Source organism: Calidithermus timidus DSM 17022, from assembly GCF_000373205.1.
Taxonomy (GTDB): Bacteria; Deinococcota; Deinococci; order Deinococcales; family Thermaceae; genus Calidithermus; species Calidithermus timidus.
Genome location: NZ_KB890687.1, coordinates 422,682 through 444,481 on the forward strand (window position 1 = coordinate 422,682; position 21,800 = coordinate 444,481).

Genomic DNA, 21,800 nt, shown 5'->3' on the forward strand with positions numbered 1-21,800 from the left:
AACCGAATCTGCTACCAAACCCTTCGGCCAGGGTAGAGAAGAGGGGGGCTATAATTCCCCAGCCTCGCCGGCGGGGAGTGGTCACCGCTGTACCGAACAGTGGCGCACTAAGCCTGGTATGACCGGCGACCACCTGAGGGTGGAGTTGTGCTCGGGCAAGCTTCTACCATGCCTTCAAGCTGATGGTTAACTATCCCACGGTGGCCGAGTCGCTGCCTCGAGCGGGAGCCGTTCAGGTGTTGAGGGTTGAGTAAGGCCGGGGTCGCTCGCGTTCACCCGCTGGGCCCTGCCCTAGCGGAACAGCTCACAGCGCGGGGGGTACTCGTTGGCGATCATCCCGCTCGGGTCGGCGAAGCGGTACAGCCCCTGCTCGTAGCTCCGCCACTGGGGGCCCGGGGTGCCCGTGCGGGCGAAGCTGACCCAGGCGCGCTGCAACTCCTCGGTGTAGCGCTGGCCCTTCTCGAGCGCCTCCTGGGTGAAGAACAGCATCAGCGCGGGCCAGGCGGTGTGGGTGCCGAAGAGCAGGGGCATGTCGATGCCGTGGAAGCTGCCCAGGTTGCTCAGGTAGGGGCTTTGGAAGGTCTGGAGGTAGGCGTAGGTGGGGGCGTGGGGGGCCTGGGCGCGGGCGGCCTCGAGGCTCGGGCACAGCAGGTAGCGGTCGGTTTGGAAGTAGCCCCAGGCTTCGTTGGGCCTGTCATAGAGCGAGCGGTAGAGCGCGGTGAATTGCAGGCCCTTGCCCGTGAAAGCCTCCTCGGCCCGCCGGGTGAACTCCTCCCAGTTGCCCGGTCCCCCCATCACCTCGCTCCAGCTCTCCTGGAAGGTGCCCCCGGCGATCAGGGGGATTCCGGCGGCGTCGCCGTCCTGAAGGGCCTGGAGGGGGGTCTTGGTCAGGTAAACCCCATCCACGTGGGGTTTCCAGGGGCTTTTCATGAAACCGCCCTCCTCGAGCTTCCTCAGCCCCTCGAGCACCGGCCCCGAGGTGGGGAAGAGGCGCTCGAGGGGCAGCGCCCGCAAGCAGGCGGGGTCGGCGCCAGGGCAGCCCATCAGCGCGGCCCACTTGGCCACGAACTCGCGGTCTTGCTGAGGGGTGCGCACGTACCCGCACCCGCCTGACATGAGGATGGCCTTGTGGAAGAGTCCCCTGGCCTTGGGGCTGGCCATCAGCGTGCACACCGACATGCCCCCCGCCGAGTGCCCGAAGATCGTGACGTTATCTGCGTTACCGCCGAAGGCCCGGATGTTGCGCTGCACCCAGCGCAGGGCCTCGAGCTGGTCCATCAGCCCGTAGTTGCCCACCGCTCCTTCGGGAGACTCGGCTTTGAGGCTCTCGAGCGCCAGCCAGCCCAGCGGCCCCAGGCGGTAGTTGATGCCCACCACCACCACGCCCCTCGAGGCCAGCGAGGTCCCGTCGTACACTGGCTCGGCCCAGCTCCCGCCGGTAAAACTGCCGCCGTGGATCCACACCATCACCGGCCAGCCCCCGGACGGCGGGGAGCCCAGCGGCATCCACACCCCCAGGTTCAAGCAGTCCTCGCTCTTAGGGGGGAGGTAGCCGCCTAAGTCGGTGGTGAGCGAGCGCCGTTGGGGGCAGGCGGTGGTGGAGGCGGTGGCCTGGAGGACCCCCTCGAGGCGCTCCACGGGCACCGGGGCCTTCCAGCGTTCGGCGCGGGCGTAGGGGATGCCCAGGAAATAGGCCACCTGCGCTTGGGGGTTGACCCCCCCGCGCACGGTGCCCTGGGGGGTGAAGACGTAGGCGCTTTCTGCGAGGGCGAAGCCCAGCAAAAACAGAAGGACGAGTGAGCGCGGCATGGAGCTCAGTCTGGCCCAACCCGGGAGAGAAATCCGTGATCAGCTTTGGAATTTCTCGAGCCAGACCTTGGTCTGGGGGAAGGGGATCTCGATGCCCTCCTGGTCGAAGCGGATCTTGATGCGCCTGCGGAACTCGCGCCCGACGGCCCACTGCTCCTTGGGCTTGGTGCTCAGCAGCACCCGGATGATGACGCCCGAATCGCCCAGCCGCTCCACCCCCAGCACCTCCGGGGCCTGGGTGAACTTCTCCTGCCACTGGGGGTCGTTGAACAGGCGCTCGGCCTCTTCGCGGATGACCTCCAGGGCCCGGTCCACGTCCTCGCCGTAGGCGACGGAGATGTCCTCCACGCTGCGGGCCCAGTCCCGGCTCATCACCGTCACCTGGGTCACCTGGGAGTTGGGGATGAAGTGGACCCGGCCCTGCAAATCGCGCAGCACCGTCAGGCGCAGGTTGAAACGTTCCACCCCCCCGCTCACCTGGCCGATGCTCACCACGTCACCCACGCCGTACTGGTCCTCCAGGAGGATGAAGAAGCCGTTGAGGATGTCGCGGATGAGGTTCTGGGCGGCGAAGGAGACTGCCAGCCCCACCACGCCCGCCCCAGCCAGCAGCGCGGTGACGTTGAAGCCCAGGTTGGAGAGGAAGAACAGCCCGCCCAGGAGGATCACCACCGACTTCAGGACCGCCTCGAGGACGCCCTTGAGGGTCTGGGAGCGTACCTGCTGGCGGGTGAACTCCTCGGAGGTGGGCATGGGGAGCCGCCCAAGCAGGCGCGAGACGGCGCGGTAGCCCAGGAAGGAGAAGGCCAGGATCAGAAGCCCCGAAGCCCCTTTGCTGCCCAGCCAGGCCACCAGCTGCGCCCCCCAGGTGCGGAAGGGCTCGAGCGCCAGACCCTGCACCAGCACGATCACCGAGAAGGCGGCTACCCCCACCAGGGCCCACCAGACCCTGCCCAGCCACCGCCAGTAGCGGTCGTCCTGCTCGCTGGGGGTCAGACCCCCTGCCCAGCGCAGCAGGCTGCTTCCCAGGCGCCCGGCCCACCAGGCCAAGACCACCACCAGCAGGCTTAAAAACCAGCGCCACCAAAGCGTGCCCGTGAGTTCGGCGAGCAATCCGGGAGCACCGATGTTTTCCATAGATCGGCAGTATACCGACTCATCCGACGACCAATTGGGCAATGCCGCTGCGGATGCGCTCGACCAAACCGGCCTCCGCCGCGCCCTTGGCCTTGCGTAGCGCGCTCTGCACCGCGCGGGCATCGGCCGAGCCATGCCCGATGAACACCGCACCCTCCACGCCCAGCAGCGGCATGGCCCCGTACTCAGCGGGGTCCATCCTCGCCCGTAGGCCCTGCAAGGAGCCCCGCACCAGCAGCGCGCCCAGCTTGGCGAGGAAGGAGCCCGTCAGCGCTTCGCGCACCCACTTGAGGATGGTGCGGGCCTCGCCCTCGGAGAGCTTGAGCACCACGTTGCCGGTGAAGCCGTCGGTGACGACGATGTCGCTGGTGCCCTTGAAGATGTCGCGGCCCTCGACGTTGCCCACGAAGCGGATGCCGGGGGTGGCCCTGAGCAGAGGGAAGGCCTCGAGGCGGAGCTGGTCGCCCTTCTCGTCCTCCTCCCCGATGTTGAGCAGGCCCACCGTGGGCTCGGCCACCCCGCTGGCTTTGGCGTAGGCGGTGGCCATCACCGCGAACTGCACCAAAAAGCTGGGGCGGCAGTCGGCGTTGGCCCCGCCGTCGGCCAGGAAGACCTTGCCCTTCTCGCTGGGCATCTCCACCAGCAGCGTAGGCCGCTCCACCCCCTTGATGCGCCCCAGCGTGAACAGCGCCGAGGCCAGGGTGGCCCCGGTGTGGCCCATCGCCACCACCGCGCTGGCTTCTCCGGCTTTGAGCAGGTTCATGCAGACGTTGATGGACGCCTCCTTGCGTTTGCGCACCTCGGTGGCGTGGTCTTCCATGCGGATGAAGTCGGGGGTGTCCACGATGGGAAGGGTAGCCGAGTGGCGGGCGAGCTCGGCCTCGAGCGCGGCCTTCTGTCCCACCAACACCACGGGTACGCCTTCCTTCGCGGCCAGTACTGCCCCGGCCACGGTTTCCCTGGGCGCGTAATCACCGCCCATGGCGTCGAGTGCGATCGGTTTCATGAGGGGATTGTATCGGGTTTCAGGTGGCCCCAAAAGTCGATGGCTTAGCCGCCCGCTGGTTTTCCTCTACTCGGAGAGCAAACCCTCGAGCGCGCGGAATTGCTCGAGGGAGAGCGCCTCGCCCCGTACCTGGGGCGGGAGGGAGAGGCGCTCGAGGGCGGCCATGACGTGGGCCTCGGCGTAGCCCTTGCTCAGCAGGGCGTTGCGCAGGGTCTTGCGCCGCTGGCTGAAGGCGGCTTCGATCAGGCGGAAGAGCTCGGGGTCGTCGGGGATGGGCTCGGGGTCGAGCCGGATCAGCGAACTGGTGACCTTGGGGGCGGGGTAAAAGGCGCCGGGGGGAAGGTCGAAGAGCTTTTGGGCTCTGGCGTGGTGTTGCACCCGCAGGCTCAGCACGCCGTAGGCGGTGCTGCCGGGCTGAGCTACCATGCGCTGGGCTACCTCCTTCTGCACCAGCACCACGATGCGCCGGAAACGCCCCGAGCGCAGCAGGTCGGTGATGATGGGGGTGGCGACGTTGTAGGGGAGATTGGCGGCGAAGAGGCTGCCGGGAGCTACCTGGCTCCAGTCGAACTTCAGCGCGTCTGCCCAGATCACCTCCACCTCGAGCCCGGCCAGGGTCTCGGCGTGGACGGCCTGAAGCCGCCGGTCCATCTCCAGGCTCACCACCCTGGCCCCACCCAGGGCCAGCGCCCGCGTGAGCGTTCCCAGGCCCGGCCCCACCTCCCACACCACCTCGCCCGGAGCGAAGCCCACCGCCTCGACGATGCGCCGAAGGTAGTGCGCGTCGATCAGGAAGTTCTGCCCGAAGCGCTTGTCGGCCCGCAGCCCGTGCCGCTCGAGCAACTCTCGCACGGTGGAAAGGGAGGTGAGCTTCATTGAATGGGTAGGGGCTGGACGTGGGCGACTTGCACCTCGAAGTGATCGTCGTCGAGGTAGAGCACCAGGTACTGGTCTTGGTCGAAGGCGTCGATGAGGGCCAACTGATCGAAGATCTGGATGCCCTCTTTCATCACGGTATGACCATAGACCCCGAACCTATAGCCCATGCGGCTGACGTAGTCGGGGTTGCGCTGCCACCACTCCTTGGCCTCGCGCCCGTTGTAGAACATCTCGTCGTAGCTCTGTAGCCAGGGTACCGGCCCCACGTGGGAGAAGTTCACCCCGTAGAGGTTGATCTCGGTGGGGAAGGAGAGCAGCCAGGCTCTGAGGTCTTCAGGCATCGAGATGCCGCCGTGCTCGGGGTGGAACTCGTGGTGCTCGAGGTAGGCGTTGCCCAGCACGAAGCTCCCGGTGGCCGCGGCGTGATCGTGGTTGCCCAGCAGGATGGTGACGTGCTCGGGGGCAGCCTCCTGGTAGCGCTTGATGCGGTACATCTCGCGGACTTGGGCCTTGGCCGCCATGCGCAGGTGGGCGGGATCCGTGGGGTTGTAGTCGTCGAGGCCGGTGAGGCGCTGGTAGTGCTCGAGGGTCTTGGGGTGCATCAGGTCGCCCATGAGCACCACCCGGAAGCGTCCCTGCTGGACCGGCTCGCTGGGCAGGAAGTCCTCACCGGCCAAGTAAGCCCCTCGCAGCGCCCGCCACAGCCGGGGGAATTCGGCGTGCAGGTCGCCAATGGCTGTCACCTTGATCATGATTTCCCTTTGAGCAAGCCGCGCAGCTCGCCGTAGAGCTGGCGGGTCTCGTCGAGGCTCTTGCCGTAGCCTTGGTACTTCATCACGATGCGGGCCACCTCCTTGCCCATCCCCATCTCCTTGAGCCGGTCGATCAGGCGGTCGATGAGTTCTTGGGGTTCGGGTTTTTCCGCCTCGGCGAGGGCTTCTTGGGCTTCGGCGTGGCCTGCCCTGAGAGGCTGAGCCGGGCGCTCGAGCTGGGGCGGGGTAAAGCGCCCGCTGTCGGGGTCGTGATCGACCCATTGCTTCTCGAGGCGGTACAGGTAACGGCCCACCCCGAACTTCACCGCCGCCCGTTTGAGGGCATCGGAAAAGGCGGCTTTGAGGCTTTCGCCCTCGCCCACGTCCTCCTTGGATACCCCCAACACGCTCAGGCGACAGCGCACCGCGAAGCTGCCCTCCCGCGCTACCAGGACCTCGTAAGTGTCCTGCCAGCCCTCGGGACCAACTGCCTCATCGAGGCGCTCGAGCACGCTGCGGGCGTCGATGTAGGGCACCACCATGGCCCGGCGCTTGTCCTTGGAGAGGGCCTCCACCCGCCACTGCACTTCACCCACGGCAAAAGGCTCGGCCAGGATTTCCCAGGCATCGGAATTCATCGGCTTTCATTTTACTCAAATCTCTGCTTTAAGTGCCCCAAGCGTGTATTTCTCACCTACTGCGGAATTAACCCTGCTCACACCCGCCATTTACCCCTCACGCTTAGGCTTGGGGCTGTGAAACGCTGGCTTGTTCTATGCATCTTAGCCCTGGGCTCCCTCTCACTGGCCCAGCAGATCACCGTGTCCGCGCCGGTGTTGACCGTCAGCGGCGAGCTGCGCATTTCCCTGGTGCCCAACCTCATCGTCGTGCAGCGTATCCCCGAGCCTCAAGGCATCGTGGTGGTCTATGTAGCCAATCGCATCGAGGAGGTGTTCGTCTACCACGACCGTGACCTGCGCGCTCGCGGCTGGCAGCGGGTCAAGTACGAGTCGAAGAAGGACGGCTACAAGGCCGAGTACCGCCGGGGCAAAGCCAAAGCCAGGCTCGAGGTCAAGGACAAGAAGGGCCGCATCGAGGTCAAGGTCAAGGAAGGCTAGACAGCCTGGGGGCCTCTCGCTAAGATAGGGGGCGCGGGTCTTGGCCCGCCGCGAGGGGCTGTAGCGCAGTTGGGAGCGCGTCGCAATCGCACTGCGAAGGTCAGGGGTTCGAATCCCCTCAGCTCCACCAGATCCAGGACGGGATTCCTCGAGGAATCCCGTCCTTAGCTTGAATCGCCATGCCTGACTTCTGTGAGGGGGCTATGAGGCCATCATCTGAGCCAGGGTATTGCCGGGCACCTCGTGAATCTTGAGGCTGCTCTGGAGTGGGGCAGACCTGAACTTGGCACAAAGTATCGCCATCGCCTATCGCCGAAGCGTTGATAAACGCTGCCGGGACAAGGTCTTCTGGGGGGCGTTACCCGGGGGATTGATGTCTGGAAGGCGGATTTGCGGCCCAGGCGATAAACTTGGTTTATTCTCGTTACGAGAGATGCTCCTGTGGAGTTACGCGTTGTGATCTTTGAACATCCCTTAACCCAAGATTGGTGTTAGCTTGACGCTTGTGAAATGCTTGCCGCGCTTACGCCGTGCTGAGGGTCGCGTGATGCACAAGCGGCTGGGGATTTTAGGGGGATTGAAGCGATGAGCAAAGCTACGGGGAACATTCAACTAAAACTCTGGGGACCTGCCCGATTGGAGTATCAGGGGCGTGAGATCAAGCTGCAGCGCAAGGGGCTGGCGATCCTGTACTATCTGCTGCTCGAGGGCCCCACCCGCCGCGAGGTGCTGGCCGACCTGCTGTGGGGCCACAGGGCGGCCTCGCAAAACCTACGCGTGGAGCTGCACCGCCTGGGACAGGCCCTCGCCCCTCTGGGCTTCAACGGCTTTCAACCCGGAGAAGACCCCCTCAAGCCCCCGGCCTACCTGCAACTCGACCGGGCAGTGGGGCCGGGCATGCCCATGGAAGGCTTGGAGGATATCTCCGCCGAGTTCAGGGCTTGGCTCGAGGGCCAGCGCTCGCAGCTCATGTCGGGCAGCCCCGGTGCGATGGGCCGTGAGCGGCTGGTGCAGGATGTGGCCGCCCAGGTCCAGCCGCCCTTCCTGCTCATCCTCATGGGCCGTCCCGGCTCGGGTCGTACCTCCTTTGCCCAGGCCCTGGCCAAGACGTTGGGTATGCCTTTCCTGGAGGGCCCGCGCGGCTCGGGTCGTGTGCTGCACTACCTGCGTGCCCCCTACCCCGACGGAGCTGTGGAGCGTGCGCTCAACGACCGCGAGGGCCTGTGGGTCGTCGAGCGCTCCTCCTTCGGCGAGGACCCCCAGATCATCCTCGAGCTGCGCAGCCACTACCCCCCCGAGCGCACCCGCTGCATCAGCCTGCCCCCGCTCTCCTGGGGCGAAGCCCGCAGCGGCCTGCTCAGCCAGATGCCTTTCGCCCAGGCCGCCAAGCTCTTCCTGGCCTCGGGCGGCAGCCCCGGTTACCTGCGCGAGTTGCTGGCGATGGGCCAGCTTGAGGGCGATCTGCCCCTGCCCCAGCGGGTGCGGGCGCAGGTGCAGCTCGAGGCCCGCATGCTCTCGCTCGAGGCCCGCTTAGCCCTCGAGCGCCTGTCGGTCCATCCCGCCCCCTTCACCCAGGGCCTGCTCGACGCGCTGGAGGGCACCCCCTTCCTCGATGAGCTCGAGCGCTGGGGGTGGTTGGTCTACAACGGTCAGTGGCAATTCGCCGACGACTCCATCCGCCGCGTGCTCTACCACAGCCTCCAGCCGGGCCGCCGCCAGCAGTACCACCGCCAGGCCGCCTTACAGATGGCCCTGGAGAACCAGACCATGCCCGAGGCCTATCACCGTCTGATGGCCGGCGATACCACCGACTGGAGCAGCTTTGTGCAAGCCCTGGAGGATTGGCCTCAGTACGGCTTGCGGGCCTTCCTGGGCATGCCCCAGCCGGAGCTTGCCGAGCTGATCCCCGAGGAGCTTTCCCCCGGTGGGGAGATTGCCATGCTCGAGGAGAGCCGCTTCGGGCTGGGCTTCGATACCGAGGGACGCTACCTACGCTGGAACCGCACCCCCTCGATCGTGGGACCCTCCGGGCTGGAGTGGGCTACCTTCGAGGAGCCGGGCCTGCTGCACCTCAGGGGCTACGCCTACGTGGAAACCCCGCTGGGCATCGGCGTGAGCGGGGTGGCGGCCCCCTTGGTGCTGACCCTGCGTGGCGAGCGGGAGGGCCGGGTCTACTTCCTCAAGGGCGCCAAGCCCGTCCAGCTCGACCCCCAGACCACCGTACTGCCGCTGCTCGAGAAGCTCGACTTCTGGTTCCGCGTGCCTCAGGGTGCGAGCGTGAGCCTGCACAGCGCCGCCGAGAGCGCGCTGCTGGACCTCGAGGTCAACGCTTACCGCATCAGCCAGGCCCCGCCTCCTTACGAGAAGCCCCGGGTGCCGGTGTACGACCTGTTTTCCAACCTGGTCTCCGGGCGCATCTGGCGCTAGGCGCAGGCGTAAATCGGCGTGAAGGGAGGGGGCAATCCCCTTGCGCCCGCTCTGCGATCGAGCGCTGCCCCAAAGACCTGCACTAGAAAGCGCTTTTCTACCGGTATTTCCGCAGCGATTGGTGCAAGGGTACCCCCACCCCTGCTTGCTCCGGACCTATATGTACAATATCCTGTACATATGAGAGCCATCACCTACACCCATGCCCGCCAGAACCTGGCGAAAACCATGGACGAGATCATCGATAACCACGATCCCATCATCATCACCCGCAACAATGGCCGCGCGGTGGTGATGATGAGCCTGGAAGACTTCAACGCCTGGCAGGAAACTGCCTACCTCATGTCCAACCCCGCCAACGCCCGCCGCCTGATGAGGTCGATCGAGTCGCTCGAGCAGGGCAAGGGCAAGGTTAGGGAGCTGTTGGAGGAGTGAGGTTGATCTTTTCGGAGGAGGCCTGGGAGGACTACCTGTACTGGCAGAAGACCGACAGGACCTTGCTCCGCCGTATCAACGAACTGATCCGCGACGCCCAGCGTAACGCCTTCGACGGTCTGGGCAAGCCCGAGCCGCTCAAGCACAACCTGCAAGGTTGGTGGTCGCGGCGCATCAACCAGGAACACCGCATGGTGTACAAGGTCGAGGGCGACGACCTGATCATTGCGATGCTGCGTTACCACTACGGCGATTGAGCCAGGACATTTTCCACGGCCTGTGCTAGCCGCTCGAGGTCGCCCACGTCGTTGTAGACCTGGGCCGAGACCCGCACCCACAGCCGGCCCTGGATCGCGATCACAGGGGCTTCGATTTGCCACTCGAACAGCAGAGCGTCTTTCAGGTGGGCGGCTTCCTCGCGGGTAGAGCCCGCCTGCTCGGGCAGGGGCACGCTGACCATGCAGCCCACCATGCTCCGGGGGGTCTCGAGGCGTGTTCCCCAGTGCTCCGTCAGAAGCTGTGCGGCCTGCCAAGCCAGGGCGTGGTTGTAGCGGCGCATGGCCTCCAGGCCCAGGAAGTCCTGCATGAAGGCGATGCCCTCGGGGGCGGCCAGGAAAGGGGAGGGGTCGCGGGTGCCCACCCAGTCGAACTCCTGGTGCAGGCCCTGGTCCAGGCCCCAGGAGATCACGGGCGGGTGCAAATCCCTGTGGCGTTCGGGCGCGACCCACAGAAAGCCGCAGCTCCGAGGCGCGAAGGCCCACTTGTGCAGGTTGCCGGTGTACCAGTCCACCCCCAGGCTAGGGAGGTTCAAAGGGATCGCGCCGGGTGCGTGGGCCCCGTCGGCCAGTACGGGGACTCCCCTGGCGCGGCAAGCGGCGGCCATCTCGGCCAGGGGCAGGATCAGCGCGCTCTCGGAGGTCACGTGGTCGAGAACGGCGACGCGAGTCCGGGGTGTGATGGCCTGCGCCACCCGCTCGACGTACTCGCCGGGGTCGCGGGTGGGGAAGGGCAGGTGGACCCTGACCAGCCGGGCCCCGCGCTCGCGGGCCACGAAGGCCGCCGCGTTGATGACGGCGCCGTAGGCTAAGTCGGTGATCAGCAGCTCATCGCCGGGCTCGAGCCTCAACGAGCGCAGCACCGCGTTGACCCCGGTGGTGGCGTTGTCCACGAACACCAAGTCCTCACCCCGCGCCCCCATGAAGGCGGCCACGGCCTCAGCCGCGAGTCGCAGCCGGGGTGGCCGGGCTGGCGGCTCGGGCGCGAGGTTCATCAGCTCACGCAGCAGGTAGCGGGCTGGCTGGCGCTCGATTTCGTCGCGAATGGCTTGCTGGGCCTCGAGCACCCGTCGTGGCGTGGCCCCCACCGTGCCGTGGTTGAGGTAGGTAATGGCGGGGTCCAGCAGCCAGTGCTCGAGCATCGCGCGGCCGAAGGTAAGGGGAGAGGGATGTTGGGCGAGGTCCATAAGAGGTTCTGGGTATAAGGCTATCAGCCCTCAACCGTCAGCGGGAGGCTCGTGAACCGTGGCTCAAAAGAAATCCCTTCCTGACGGTGCCGAGGGTCGAGGTGCCTTACGTACGGCGTAGGACCGACCCGTACCCGGCCATCAGCTACCGCCCCTCCGCCAACAACCGCCGCTCGGCCAGCAGGGCCAGGCGCAGGCTCGCGAGCAGGGCGGCAGACTCGAGCGAGTCGCCCAGGATGGCCTCGAGCTGCCGCAGGCGCTTGCGCACGGTGTTGACGTGCAGGCCGAGGTGGGCGGCGGTCTGGTTGAGGTTGCGGCCGAGCTCGAGGTGGGTGCGCAGGGTGCGCTCGAGGCGGCCAGCCGGGTCGTGGCGGCGGATGGCGCCCAGGGTGGCGTCGAAGACGGGGCGCAGGCGCTCGAGGGGGGCGGTCGCTACCACCCAGGCGGTGGGCTCGAGCTCCTCCCAGGAGGCCGAGCCGCGCGGCTGTAGTACGCTCTCGGCAGCCAGCAGGGCCTCGCGGTGGGCGGCGGGGAGGTCGGGGGGGAGGTGGGGGCTGGAGAGGCCCAGGCGGGTGTCGCTGGCCGGGGCCACGGCGGTGAGGGCGGCCCGCAGCCCCTCGAGTTGCTCGCGGGGGCGGGGGCTCTGCCAGGCCAGCAGCACCACTTCGGAGAGGAAGCCGGTGAGGAAGGGGAGGCCCCGGGCGCTAAAGAACTCCTCTCCGGCACGGCGCAGGGCGTCCTGGAAGACGCGGAACTCGAGCTGCTGCTGGCGGCTCTCCCGCTGGCGGGCCCAGGGGTCGCGCACCTCGACCACGGCCAGGGCCACCGGCTCACCGGTGAAGCCGAAGGCCCTCAGGCGGGCCGGGCTCAGCTCGGGGTTCCACGGCTCCAGCAGCAGCTCGCGCAGCAGACCCCCGCGCACCAGCCGCTCCTGGTCGATCACCCCCACCCGCTCGGGCAGGCTCACCGCCAGCAGGCGGCGGGCGAAGTCGAGTGTAGCTCTGGCCCGCCCCAGCGCCTCGGCATCCGGAGCCAGCGCCACCAGCACCGCCTGGGTGCGCCCGCCGGCCCGCACCGGCAGCGAACAGGCCACCTGGCCCAGGGCTTCACCCAGCCACTCGCGCTCGGTGGGGTGGTGAAGCGCCTGCCAGAGGCCGACGGGGTCGAAGTCCCCGGCCCCGGCGCTGAGCTGACCCCACGGCGCGAAGTAGGCCACGGCCAGGCCGCTCAGCTCGGCCAGCCGACTCACGAGGCCCCGGTCGCCGGAGTGCTCGAGCGCCTCCAGCAGGGCTTGCTGCGCGGCCTCGAGGGGCAGGGCCGGGAGGCTTGCGGCAATGGCCCAGCCAATGGCCTCGAGCGGCGTGCTGTGGGGAATGGCGAAGACCGCGATCCCGGCCTCGAGGCAGGCCCGGCGCAGAGCCTCGGGCATGGCGGGAATGACCGCGCCCTCGTGCAGGCCCAGCGCGAGGGCCCGGCCCTTTAGCGCGGCGGCGAAGGCCCGCTGCCGCTCGGGGTGGCGGCCCATCCACACGCCGGTGGTGAGGGCCACGCTGCCGGGTTGGAGCCCTTCGGCCTCGCCGGGGAATTCCACTACCTGCACGCCCTGGATCGGACGTGAGGCATGGGCTTCCCCACCCAACTTGCGCAGGCCCAGGGTGGGGTGCTCGAGCAGTTCCGTCAGGGTCATGTCTTTTTCTACAGTAAATTGCTGGATTAGTATATGAATAGACACTTGTATTTGGCTGCTCCAGGGGCTACCTTCGCTTCATGGTAGACCGCAGCCTGATGCACGGTTCCGTCACCCCTCTGGTGACGCCCTTCAAGAACGGACGCATCGACGAGGCCGCCCTCGAGCGCCTCATCGAGCGCCAGATCGAAGCCGGCTCGCACGGCATCAGCGTGGGAGGCACCACCGGCGAGCCGGGTACGCTGAGCCTGGAGGAGCGCAAATACCTCATCGAGTTGGCGGTGCGCTTGGCCAGGGGCCGGGTCAAGGTGATGGCCGGGACCGGTACCCTGCGCCTGGACGAGACGCTCGAGCTCACCCAGTTCGCCCGGCGGGTGGGGGCGGCCGAGGCGCTGGTGATCACCCCCTACTACATCAAGCCCAACCAGGAGGGGCTCTACCGCTTCTTCGGGCAGGTCGCCGCCAGCGTGCCCGACATGCCGGTGGTGCTCTACAACATCCCGGGACGCTCGGGCATCGAGATCAAGATCCCCACCGTGGCGCGCCTGCGCCGCGAGTTCAAGAACATCAACGGGCTCAAGCACTCCTCCAAGGACGTCGAGTACGTCTCCGAGCTGCTGCGGGTGGTGGGGCGTGACTTCCGGGTGTTCTGCGGCCTCGAGGCCCTCACCTTCCCCATGATGGCCGTGGGCGCCGTGGGCACCATCGCCGCCACCGCCAACTGGCTGCCCAAGGAGACCGCCGAGATGTGCGAGATGCTCTTGCAGGGCCGCTACGCCGAGGCGCTGGAGCTGCACTACTACGGCCTCGAGGCCAACGACGCCATCTTCTGGGACACCAACCCCATCCCGCTCAAGACCGTGCTCTCCTGGATGGGCCTCATCGAGAAGGAATGGCGCGAGCCGCTGGGTCCCACAACCCCGGAAATCGAAGCCCGTCTGCGTAAGATGGCCGAAGGCTACGGCTTGTTGGTGGCTCAGGCCGGTTGAGCGCTGAGGGGAGGCGACGCGCGATGAAGACCGTACGATTCTTTTACAACGGCTGGGTGCGCAAGGGCATCGTAGACCACGGGCTGGTAGTGGACGAGGCGGGCGAGCTCCACCACCCCGACAGCCTACAGTACATGCTGCCTTTCACCCCCGGCACCGTGGTGGGGCTGGCCCTCAACTACCGCGACCACGCCGAGGAGTTGGGGCTGGAGATGCCCAAGGAACCGGTGCTGTTCATCAAGCCCGAGTCGAGCCTGATCCCCCATAAAGCCCACGTGGTGCGGCCCAAGGGCGTGGAGTACATGCACTACGAGAACGAGCTGGCCGTGGTGATGGGCCGCGCCGGCAAGCCCGCCCGCCGCGTCAAGGCCGAGCGGGCCATGGAATACGTGCTGGGCTATACCATCGCCAACGACGTGACCGTGCGCGACTTCGTGGGCAACATGTATCGCCCGCCCATCAAGGCCAAGGGCTGGGACACCTTCGGGCCCATGGGACCCATGCTGGTCTCTGCCGATGAGATCCCCGACCCCCACAACCTCGAGCTGCGCACCTACGTCAACGGCGAGCTGCGCCAGCAGGGCAACACCCGCGACCTCATCTTCAGCATCCCCGAGATCATCGAGTTCGTCTCGCGCTTCATGACCCTCAAGCCCTACGACGTCATCCTCACCGGTACGCCCAAGGGCATCTCCCATGTGCGCTCTGGGGATGTGATGCGCCTGGAGATCGACGGCCTGGGCGCTTTGGAGAACTCGGTGCGCGAGGAGATCATCCCCGGCGATATGGGTTGAATATGAGTACAGGGGTGCTCTCTCAGGTCTACCGGGCTGCCGTTTACGAGGCTGGGGGGGTGGCCTTCACCCTGAGCGAGGAGCCCACCGGGGTCATCCTCTTCGGGGGGCGTGCCTTTGCCATCATCACCGCCCACAATCCCGGCAGCCAGCCACTCCCGGCTGAAGAGAACGCCCGGCGACACCGCGAACTCGAGCGGCTGCTGCGTGAGGGGGGCTATGGGCTCACTCCTAGCGTGAACCGCTCGCCTGAGGGAGACTGGTTGGAGGAGGGATTCGCGGTGTTGGGGATTGGCCTCGAGGAGGCCCTGGCCGTGGGCCGGCGCTTCGGGCAGAACGCCATCGTCTATGGAGAGGGCGAGCGGGTGGCGCTGGCGTGGTGCGGGGGCGGGGGGCTCGAGTGGTTCTACCCAGCGCAACCTAACGCAATTCCAGGCCCTTCACCTGGCAGCAGGTAAATCCCTCGTTGAGCTGCAGATTTTGGGAGGGAAGATGAAGATTGACGACAAAACCGCAGGCATCCGCCCCGAGTTCATCGAGCAGGTGCGGCAGAAGCTGGCCTCGCGCACCTTCGAGCACTACATCGGCGGGCAGTTCGTCGCTGGCGCGCGGGGCGAGGTCTTTGAGACGCTGGATCCCGCCACCAACCGAGTGCTGGCCCGTGTCTATCGCGGTCACGCCGAGGACATCGAGCGGGCAGCGCAGGCGGCGCATAAGGCTTTCAAGACGGGTTGGGGCAGGCTCAAGGCCCGCGAGCGCAAGAAGTACCTGCTCAAGATCGCCAGCCTCATCGAAAAGCACGGCGACGAACTCGCGACCATCGAGTGCCTAGACGCCGGGCAGGTGCTCAAGATCGTGCGCGGCCAGATCGCCCGCACCGCCGAGAACTTCAGCTTCTACGCCGACTGGGCCGAGCGAGCCATGGACGGGCGCAGCTACCCCGTGGACGCGGAGTGGGTCTACTACACCCTGCGGGTGCCGGTGGGGGTGTGCGGCATCATCACCCCCTGGAACGCCCCCATGATGCTCTCCACCTGGCGCATCGCCCCCGCGCTGGCTTTTGGCAACACGGTGATCCTCAAGCCCGCCGAGTGGTCGCCGCTGACGGCCTGGAAGCTGGCCGAGATCATGCAGGAGGCCGACCTACCCCCCGGCACCTTCAACGTGGTGCAGGGCTTCGGGGAGGAGGCCGGCGCCCCGCTGGTGGCCCACCCCCTGGTGCCGCTGATCACCCTCACCGGCGAGACCACCACCGGCTCCATCGTGATGAAGAACGCCGCCGACCAGCTCAAGCGGCTCTCCCTCGAGCTCGGCGGCAAGTCCCCGGCCATCCTCTTCGAGGACGCCGACTTCGAGCGGGCCCTCGATGCCACCATCTTTCAGATCTACAGCTTCAACGGCGAACGCTGTACGGCCAACTCGAGGGCGCTGGTGCAGGAATCCATCCTCGATGAGTTCGTGGGCCGGGTGGCCGAGCGGGCCGCGCGGGTGAGGGTGGGCCACCCGCTTGACCCCGAGACCGAGGTGGGGCCGCTGATCCACCCCGAGCACCTCGAGCGCGTACTGGGCTATGTGCGTATCGGGCAGGAGGAGGGCGCGAGGTTGGTGGTGGGTGGGGAGCGCGTGGGCAGCGAGGGCAACTACATGCGCCCCGCCCTCTTCGTGGGTGAGAACCACATGCGCATCGCCCAGGAGGAGATCTTTGGGCCGGTGCTCACGGTGATCCCTTTCAAGGACGAGGCCGATGCCCTCGCCAAGGCCAACGACGTGAAGTACGGCCTGGCGGCTTACGTCTGGACCCGCGACGTGACCCGCGCCCACCGCATGGGGCTTTATCTCGAGAGCGGCATGACCTGGATCAACAGCCACAACGTGCGCCACCTACCCACCCCCTTCGGCGGGGTCAAGTTCTCGGGTACTCACCGCGAGGGCGGGGAATACAGCCTGGAGTTCTACACCGAGCTCAAGTGCATCGCTGTGCCGCTGGGCGAGCACCCCATTCCCAGATTTGGGAACTAGAGCAGTTTGTGGGTTACCCTAGAATCTACAAACCGCCTTATACCGGATTCAAAAAGATAATCACCCAAAGCAAAGACCTTCAGAGGCTATCTTTTTGAATCCTAGAGCACACCCCTCCCTGAGGGTCGGCGAAAAAGGCGTCTCCCTGCGGGGGCGGCGTTCCCATGCGGGAACGAACTGACCGAATCTGGTATCATACCGGATTCAAAAAGATACTCTTCAAAACCAAAAACCCAGGGGCTATCTTTTTGAATCCTAGAGCACTCCCTTCGGTCGGGTTAGTTCGTCACCATTCGGTGACGAACTAACCGAATCTGGTATCACTACCATCATTCATGGGACTACCTCTGGTGAGGCAGTCCCTATCTTTATCAGCTCCTACGGGTTTCTCGCAAGTTTTGTCGTGTACCTGGGGCCGGTTCAATCTCCCGCCGGAATCGGGGTAAGCGGGGCTTTTGGCTGCAATTTCGCGTAGCGCCGCCGTTCGAATAGATAAAACGCTGCCGGGACCACAAACAAAGTTAGGAAGGTCGAGGTCGTTACCCCGCCCAAGATGATGATGCCCAACGGTTTGCGGAACTCTGAGCCCTCTCCGCTGCTCAGGATCAGCGGGATCGAGATGATGAGCACGGTCAGGGTGGTCATCAGAATGGGGCGTAGGCGCAGCCGGGCAGCCTCCACCAAGGCATCGAAGAGAGGCCTTTCCTGGGCTTGGCGTACCGCGAAGTCGAGGAGCAGGATGGCGTTTTTGGTAACTAGACCGTTGAGCAGTACCAGCCCCAACACGCTCACCACATCGAGGCCGCTACGGAAGAGGAACAAGGACCAGAAAGCGCCTACCAAGGCCAGCGGGATCGGTAGCAGCAGGTACAGTGGGTAACGGAAGGTGTTGAACTGGCTAGCGATCACCAGGTAGTTGAGCAGCACCGAAAGCCCGAAGGCGATAGGCAAAGCCTCAAAAAGGTCACCTGCGAAAGCGGTGCCACCGGTGCTCTCGAGCCGTACTCCGTCCTCGAGTACGCCCTGGCGCTCGAGTTCGCGGCGGATTCGTTGGCTGTACTGGAGCACCCCCCCGCTGGCCCCAGGGGCCAAGTTGGCGGTGATCCCGGCGGAGAAGGCTTGGTTGTTGCGGGCCAGGGCAGCGGGGCTTTGGCGGCTTTCGAAGCTGCTCAAGAGGGAAAGCGGAAGGGATTGCCGCAATACCGGAGAAAACACCGGCAACGATTGCAAGGCGTTTTGGTTGGAGACTAGCGCCGGATCGGCCTTGACCACGATAGGGGTTTCTTCGCCCCCGGTGCGGAGTTTGCCGGCTTCCACGCCCGTGTTGTAAATCCTGAGCACCTGTGCTAAGTCGCTAGGGGTCAGGCCGGTGCCCACCAGGGCAGATGAGTTGGGCACCAGTACCCGCTCGGTGGTTTTCTCGGCCAACGAGCTGCTGACGTTGGTAAGGGCGGGGATGCCTTTGAGGATCTCCAAAGCTCGGTTGGTGCGTTCTTCCAGGAGGGCTTGGGTAGGGGCAGAGAGGGTGAACTGGAAGTCATCGCCGACCGGGCCGCCCTCTAACGCCTTGACCTTGAGTTCGGCCTCAGGGCGGTCGGCCAGGATGCGCTGCAATGCCGCGTCGAGCTTGGGCACAATGGCGTAGATGTTCTCACGCTGATGCCTATCTACCAGGTTTACGGTCAGGCTGGAGCGCTCGGGGTTGCTGCCGCCGATGGCGCTGCTCGAGGCCCCTACTTCGCTCAACACCTCCTTGACGTAAGGCTGGGCCAGCAGGTAGTCCTCGAGGCGGCGGGTCAGCTGGTCGGTTTGGGAAAGGGCAGTTCCCTTAGGCAACTTGAGCCGGATATTGATGATCCCACCATCCCACTTGGGGGTGAAGTTAAAGGGGATCTGCGGGGCCACTACGGCGATCGAGAGAAAGAAGACGATCCCCGCTGTGAGTACCAGCGGGCTTCGCGGCAACAGCCAGGCCAGGCTACGGGAGTAGCCATTGCGCAGCCGGTCGAAGGCGTGCTCGGAGGCGGTATGGAGGCTTAGGGTGATGGCTCCCAGGATGCCGCCGGCCACCGCCCCCAGCCAACGCAAGGGGGCCAGCACCAGCCGGAAAGGGGTCAGGATGGCGTTGAGCAGCTTGGCCGAAGGCGGGAGGTGGGGGTTTTGGTAGACCTCGGCCCGGATCGCCCAACTTAGGTCTTTTCCCAGGGCTCGAGCCCGCTGAACGACAGCCTGCCAGGACGGTGGGGCTGGGTCGGGCAGATAGGCCAAGCGAACCGTGAGGAAGAAGAGGGCCTCGAGCCAGCTAAAGAAGATCGCCGCCGCCAGCACTAGTCCAAACTCGCGGAAGAATTGTCCCACCGCACCGGGCAGGAAGCTGATCGGTAAAAATACCGCCAAAAGCGAGAGGGTCGCCGCCGAAACCGCCGAGAGTACTTCGGTGCTGCCTTTGAGCACCGCGTCCTTGAGGCTATAGGGTTGGCTGAGGTAAGCCTCGATGCCTTCGGTAACGACTCTCACATCCTCGGCAGAGAGAAGGTCGCCGCTGCCTTTGCTCACCGCTTCGTGTAGTGAGTACCCCTGGGCTTGGTAGCGAACGATGTGTTCGGTCAGAACGGCGGCATCCTCGCGGGACAAGAACCCTCTGGTGGCCTTCATCACCGCATCGGGAAGGCTATAGTTCTGGCTGCGGTAGCGGTCAATGTTCTCCGCCACCACAATAGAGTCGTCCACCACGATACCCACTGCCACGATGATGGCTAACAGGCTGATGATGTTGAAGGTGAAGCCCAAAAGTCCAAAGATGAGCAAGGCCCCCGCCATGGTGATGGGGATCGCTAGCACCACCGAGAACACCGAGTTGAGCTTGCCCAGAAAGATCAACACGATGAACGAGACCACCCCTACCACCAGAAAGACTTCCTTCCAGGTGTCGTTGACGGTGGCCTCGATAAAAGTGGTGCTGTCGTTGGTGACGCTGACCCGGTAGCCGGAGGGGAGGCTGATGTTGGCGAGGGCCTTCTTGATTCCCTGGGCTACCGCTACCGCATTGGCGTCGGGGGTCTTGCGGACGTTCAACAGCACGATCGGCTGGCCGGAGAGCCGAGTATAGCGGGTGGCCTCGGCTTGGGCATCGCGTACGCTGGCTACGTCGGAGACTTTGAGCCCCCGGCTGGGATCTACTAGGATCTGGGCCACGTCCGCGGGGGTCTGGGGTTGGTTGCGCAGGCTGTACAAGAGCCGTTGCCCGGCTTGGTCCTGACTGCCCGCCGGTACCGCTAGCGCAGAAGCCTGCACCGCAGCTACCACCTGGTTGGCCGATAGGCCGTAGTCGGCGAGCTTCCAGGGGTTTACCAGCACCTGAATCTGACGTTTGGGGTTGCCCTCTACCTGTAGGTCAGCCACCCCGCTCACCAGCTGTAGCTGAGGTTTGAGCTGATTCTCTACCCAGTTTGCTACGCTCCTGAGCTCGCTCCCTTCCGCCGAGACCGCCACGCTCAGAATAGGTTGCGAGGCCGGGTCAAACTTCTGCACTACCGGGGCTTCCGCGTCACGGGGAAGCTGCCCGCGTACTGCCGCGATCCGCTGGGCGACGTCGGTAGCGGCTTGGTTTACCGAGGCCCCGTATTTGAACTGCGCGATCACCAAGGAGAAGCCCTCGCTTGACTGTGAGGTGATCTGGTCAATGCCCGAGAGGGTCGAGAGGGCTTCCTCGATGGGCTTGGAGATCTGGCTCTCGATTTCCTCGGGGCCGGCTCCAGGGTAGGTGGTGCTGATGGCCACCACCGGGAACTCGAACTTGGGCAGCAGGTCCACCCCCAACCCCCTGGCGGCCAGCAACCCGAATAGCACCAGCGCCAAGAACGCCGCCGTGGAAAAGACAAAGCGTTCGACGAAGAACTTTACCAATGGGCTCTCACGCATGATGGCTCCTTTGAAGGATGCCGCAGGGCAAAAGCGGGCTTGCCGCCTCGAGCTCGAGGTCTACCCTCTGCTGTTGCTGGCCCATCCAGTCGGTGAACCTTGGGCTGCCCTTGGAGGGGGGGTTCATCGGATGACCTCGAGGGCGTCTCCGCTGCGCAGGCTAGCGGGAACCGGAAACACCACCTCAGCCCCCGCCGGGAGGCCCCGCAGGGCCATTTGGCTGCCATTGTCACCGAGGATTTGTACCTCGACTACCTGGGCCTTGCCGTTCTGCGCGATCATCACCGCGGGCCTCTCCCCTGGCAGCAAAGCCCCGCTCGGCACAATCACCCCTTTGGCCAGCTCGAGGTTGTAACGCACGCTGGCCGCAGCCCCTGGGGTCAGGGGGGCCGCAAGGGTGGCTACCGCTTCTACCAGCCGATCGGTGCCGGGGACCTGGCTGGTGCGGATAAGGCGAGCGTAGTAAGTCTGGCCGCCGTAGTCGAGGTTTAGCCCGCTTCCCGGCGCGAGCTTGGCGGCTTCGGAAGGGGGAATGCGGAACTTGGCCTCGAGCCGGCGAACATCGGCCAGCCGGAAGGCCCGGGTGCCCGCTGCGACGAACTCCCCGGGGTTGACATAGATCTCCGCTACCACCCCGGCGAAGGGGGCTTTGACCTCGGTGTCGGCCAGGTTGCGCCGGGCTTGGTCTAGCTGGGTTTGGGCCTGCTGCACCTGTACCCGTAGTAGCGCCAGGTCCTCGCTCTCTGCCCGCCGGGCCCGCTCGAGGGCTTCGCGGGCGTTGTCAGCGGCAGACTTGGCCTGGCTGAGTGCCGCTTCTAGGCTGGTGAGTTCGACCTGAGCCAAGGCTCCCGCCTGGAAAAGCTGCTGACCCTCGGTGTAGCGGCGCTGAGCTACCCGCAGGTTGGCTTCTGCGGCGTCGAGGGCGGCTTGCAGTGAGGCCAGGCTGCCCTGATTAGAGCGCTGGGCCCGCTCGAGGTTGATTTGGGCTTGCTCGAGCGCTAACTCGGCGTTGCGTACCGCGCTACGGGCGGCTGCGTCATCGAGGCGCAACACGGTCTGACCTGCCGTGACCCGGCTGCCCTCTTCGACCAACACCGCCCGCACTTTGCCATTGGTGCTCGAGGCCACGTTGCTCTCGCGCACCGGGGCTAGGGTGGCGGCTGCGGTTCGGCTGGTGCGTAAGACCCCTTCCTTGGCCGCTACCACCCGGACCTTGGTAACCCTAGGGGCGGTTTCGGCAGGGGTTGCCGGGGTCGTTTCCGCGCTGCTTCGGCGGTTATTACAGCCCGAAAGGAGTAAGCCCACCACCAATAGCAGCACCCACCCACGCCGTGCGTTTAGGGTCTTGCACTGGGTATTTGGCAT

18 protein-coding genes and 1 tRNA gene are annotated in these 21,800 nt (G+C 65.7%); 9 read left to right on the top strand and 10 right to left on the bottom strand.

Translation table 11 applies throughout. The features are described from left to right. Positions 1 to 291: 291 nt before the first annotated feature. The 6 genes from B047_RS0102015 to B047_RS0102040 all read right to left on the bottom strand — a co-directional run bounded on the left by B047_RS0102015 (position 292) and on the right by B047_RS0102040 (position 6,221). Positions 292 to 1,809 carry a carboxylesterase/lipase family protein gene (locus B047_RS0102015; protein WP_018465292.1) on the bottom strand — a complete coding sequence of 506 codons (1,518 nt, stop codon included), beginning with the start codon at positions 1,807 to 1,809 and terminating at the stop codon, positions 292 to 294. 39 nt (positions 1,810 to 1,848) lie between these two features. Then, positions 1,849 to 2,946, bottom strand: a complete 1,098-nt coding sequence (locus tag B047_RS0102020) for a mechanosensitive ion channel family protein (RefSeq protein WP_018465293.1) — start codon at positions 2,944 to 2,946, stop codon at positions 1,849 to 1,851. 19 nt (positions 2,947 to 2,965) lie between these two features. Then, positions 2,966 to 3,952 carry a phosphate acyltransferase PlsX gene (gene plsX, locus B047_RS0102025; RefSeq protein ID WP_018465294.1) on the bottom strand — a complete coding sequence of 329 codons (987 nt, stop codon included), beginning with the start codon at positions 3,950 to 3,952 and terminating at the stop codon, positions 2,966 to 2,968. Positions 3,953 to 4,018: 66 nt separating this feature from the next. Beyond that, positions 4,019 to 4,828 carry a 16S rRNA (adenine(1518)-N(6)/adenine(1519)-N(6))-dimethyltransferase RsmA gene (gene rsmA, locus B047_RS0102030; RefSeq protein WP_018465295.1) on the bottom strand — a complete coding sequence of 270 codons (810 nt, stop codon included), beginning with the start codon at positions 4,826 to 4,828 and terminating at the stop codon, positions 4,019 to 4,021. Further along, a complete protein-coding gene (locus B047_RS0102035; protein ID WP_018465296.1) occupies positions 4,825 to 5,583 on the bottom strand; it encodes a metallophosphoesterase in 759 nt (252 codons plus the stop codon). Before B047_RS0102035 ends, rsmA begins: the two co-directional genes overlap by 4 nt. Next, positions 5,580 to 6,221 (bottom strand): Rad52/Rad22 family DNA repair protein, encoded by a 642-nt coding sequence (locus B047_RS0102040; RefSeq protein ID WP_018465297.1) that lies wholly within the window; start codon positions 6,219 to 6,221, stop codon positions 5,580 to 5,582. The genes B047_RS0102035 and B047_RS0102040 overlap by 4 nt, the downstream gene beginning before the upstream one ends. 117 nt (positions 6,222 to 6,338) lie before the next feature. On the opposite strand from B047_RS0102040, the gene B047_RS0102045 reads away from it, so the two are divergent. The 5 genes from B047_RS0102045 to B047_RS0102065 all read left to right on the top strand — a co-directional run bounded on the left by B047_RS0102045 (position 6,339) and on the right by B047_RS0102065 (position 9,820). Then, positions 6,339 to 6,701 (top strand): hypothetical protein, encoded by a 363-nt coding sequence (locus B047_RS0102045; protein ID WP_018465298.1) that lies wholly within the window; start codon positions 6,339 to 6,341, stop codon positions 6,699 to 6,701. Positions 6,702 to 6,755: 54 nt separating this feature from the next. Then, positions 6,756 to 6,831, top strand: a tRNA-Ala gene (locus B047_RS0102050). Between the two features lie 455 nt (positions 6,832 to 7,286). After that, positions 7,287 to 9,128 carry an AfsR/SARP family transcriptional regulator gene (locus B047_RS18265; protein ID WP_084784911.1) on the top strand — a complete coding sequence of 614 codons (1,842 nt, stop codon included), beginning with the start codon at positions 7,287 to 7,289 and terminating at the stop codon, positions 9,126 to 9,128. A gap of 180 nt (positions 9,129 to 9,308) precedes the next feature. Continuing rightward, positions 9,309 to 9,563 carry a type II toxin-antitoxin system Phd/YefM family antitoxin gene (locus B047_RS0102060; RefSeq protein ID WP_018465300.1) on the top strand — a complete coding sequence of 85 codons (255 nt, stop codon included), beginning with the start codon at positions 9,309 to 9,311 and terminating at the stop codon, positions 9,561 to 9,563. Continuing rightward, positions 9,560 to 9,820, top strand: a complete 261-nt coding sequence (locus B047_RS0102065) for a Txe/YoeB family addiction module toxin (protein ID WP_018465301.1) — start codon at positions 9,560 to 9,562, stop codon at positions 9,818 to 9,820. Before B047_RS0102060 ends, B047_RS0102065 begins: the two co-directional genes overlap by 4 nt. Here B047_RS0102065 and B047_RS0102070 read toward each other — a convergent pair. Both B047_RS0102070 and B047_RS0102075 read right to left on the bottom strand, forming a co-directional pair. Continuing rightward, positions 9,808 to 11,025, bottom strand: coding sequence for an aminotransferase class V-fold PLP-dependent enzyme (locus B047_RS0102070; RefSeq protein ID WP_018465302.1), 1,218 nt, complete (start codon positions 11,023 to 11,025; stop codon positions 9,808 to 9,810). The genes B047_RS0102065 and B047_RS0102070 overlap by 13 nt on opposite strands. Before the next feature lie 145 nt (positions 11,026 to 11,170). Beyond that, entirely contained in the window at positions 11,171 to 12,712 is a 1,542-nt protein-coding gene (locus tag B047_RS0102075; RefSeq protein ID WP_018465303.1) for a helix-turn-helix domain-containing protein, read from the bottom strand. A gap of 80 nt (positions 12,713 to 12,792) precedes the next feature. On the opposite strand from B047_RS0102075, the gene hpaI reads away from it, so the two are divergent. The 4 genes from hpaI to hpaE are packed head-to-tail and all read left to right on the top strand — an operon-like array spanning position 12,793 to position 16,514. Continuing rightward, positions 12,793 to 13,701, top strand: coding sequence for a 2,4-dihydroxyhept-2-ene-1,7-dioic acid aldolase (hpaI, locus tag B047_RS0102080; protein ID WP_026234499.1), 909 nt, complete (start codon positions 12,793 to 12,795; stop codon positions 13,699 to 13,701). 23 nt (positions 13,702 to 13,724) lie between these two features. Next, complete coding sequence (locus B047_RS0102085) at positions 13,725 to 14,495, top strand: fumarylacetoacetate hydrolase family protein (RefSeq protein WP_018465305.1); 771 nt, start codon at positions 13,725 to 13,727, stop codon at positions 14,493 to 14,495. A gap of 2 nt (positions 14,496 to 14,497) precedes the next feature. After that, on the top strand, positions 14,498 to 14,953 hold the full coding sequence (locus B047_RS16045; RefSeq protein ID WP_040778800.1) for a DUF3293 domain-containing protein: 456 nt from the start codon (positions 14,498 to 14,500) through the stop codon (positions 14,951 to 14,953). A gap of 34 nt (positions 14,954 to 14,987) precedes the next feature. Next, complete coding sequence (hpaE, locus tag B047_RS0102095) at positions 14,988 to 16,514, top strand: 5-carboxymethyl-2-hydroxymuconate semialdehyde dehydrogenase (RefSeq protein WP_018465307.1); 1,527 nt, start codon at positions 14,988 to 14,990, stop codon at positions 16,512 to 16,514. A gap of 420 nt (positions 16,515 to 16,934) precedes the next feature. Here hpaE and B047_RS0102100 read toward each other — a convergent pair whose 3' ends face one another. Next, positions 16,935 to 20,435, bottom strand: coding sequence for an efflux RND transporter permease subunit (locus tag B047_RS0102100; RefSeq protein ID WP_018465308.1), 3,501 nt, complete (start codon positions 20,433 to 20,435; stop codon positions 16,935 to 16,937). Between the two features lie 123 nt (positions 20,436 to 20,558). Next, positions 20,559 to 21,800: an efflux RND transporter periplasmic adaptor subunit gene (locus B047_RS0102110; RefSeq protein WP_052605991.1), complete on the bottom strand. Its 1,242-nt coding sequence runs from the start codon at positions 21,798 to 21,800 to the stop codon at positions 20,559 to 20,561.

Bases quoted from the DNA above. Each gene is read 5' to 3' on its own strand.
- B047_RS0102015 (WP_018465292.1), bottom strand. From the start codon at position 1,809: ATGCCGCGCTCACTCGTCCTTCTGTTTTTGCTGGGCTTCGCCCTCGCA.
- B047_RS0102020 (WP_018465293.1), bottom strand. From the start codon at position 2,946: ATGGAAAACATCGGTGCTCCCGGATTGCTCGCCGAACTCACGGGCACG.
- plsX (WP_018465294.1), bottom strand. From the start codon at position 3,952: ATGAAACCGATCGCACTCGACGCCATGGGCGGTGATTACGCGCCCAGG.
- rsmA (WP_018465295.1), bottom strand. From the start codon at position 4,828: ATGAAGCTCACCTCCCTTTCCACCGTGCGAGAGTTGCTCGAGCGGCAC.
- B047_RS0102035 (WP_018465296.1), bottom strand. From the start codon at position 5,583: ATGATCAAGGTGACAGCCATTGGCGACCTGCACGCCGAATTCCCCCGG.
- B047_RS0102040 (WP_018465297.1), bottom strand. From the start codon at position 6,221: ATGAATTCCGATGCCTGGGAAATCCTGGCCGAGCCTTTTGCCGTGGGT.
- B047_RS18265 (WP_084784911.1), top strand. From the start codon at position 7,287: ATGAGCAAAGCTACGGGGAACATTCAACTAAAACTCTGGGGACCTGCC.
- B047_RS0102060 (WP_018465300.1), top strand. From the start codon at position 9,309: ATGAGAGCCATCACCTACACCCATGCCCGCCAGAACCTGGCGAAAACC.
- B047_RS0102070 (WP_018465302.1), bottom strand. From the start codon at position 11,025: ATGGACCTCGCCCAACATCCCTCTCCCCTTACCTTCGGCCGCGCGATG.
- B047_RS0102075 (WP_018465303.1), bottom strand. From the start codon at position 12,712: ATGACCCTGACGGAACTGCTCGAGCACCCCACCCTGGGCCTGCGCAAG.
- hpaI (WP_026234499.1), top strand. From the start codon at position 12,793: ATGGTAGACCGCAGCCTGATGCACGGTTCCGTCACCCCTCTGGTGACG.
- B047_RS0102085 (WP_018465305.1), top strand. From the start codon at position 13,725: ATGAAGACCGTACGATTCTTTTACAACGGCTGGGTGCGCAAGGGCATC.
- B047_RS16045 (WP_040778800.1), top strand. From the start codon at position 14,498: ATGAGTACAGGGGTGCTCTCTCAGGTCTACCGGGCTGCCGTTTACGAG.
- hpaE (WP_018465307.1), top strand. From the start codon at position 14,988: ATGAAGATTGACGACAAAACCGCAGGCATCCGCCCCGAGTTCATCGAG.
- B047_RS0102100 (WP_018465308.1), bottom strand. From the start codon at position 20,435: ATGCGTGAGAGCCCATTGGTAAAGTTCTTCGTCGAACGCTTTGTCTTT.
- B047_RS0102110 (WP_052605991.1), bottom strand. From the start codon at position 21,800: ATGCCAAATACCCAGTGCAAGACCCTAAACGCACGGCGTGGGTGGGTG.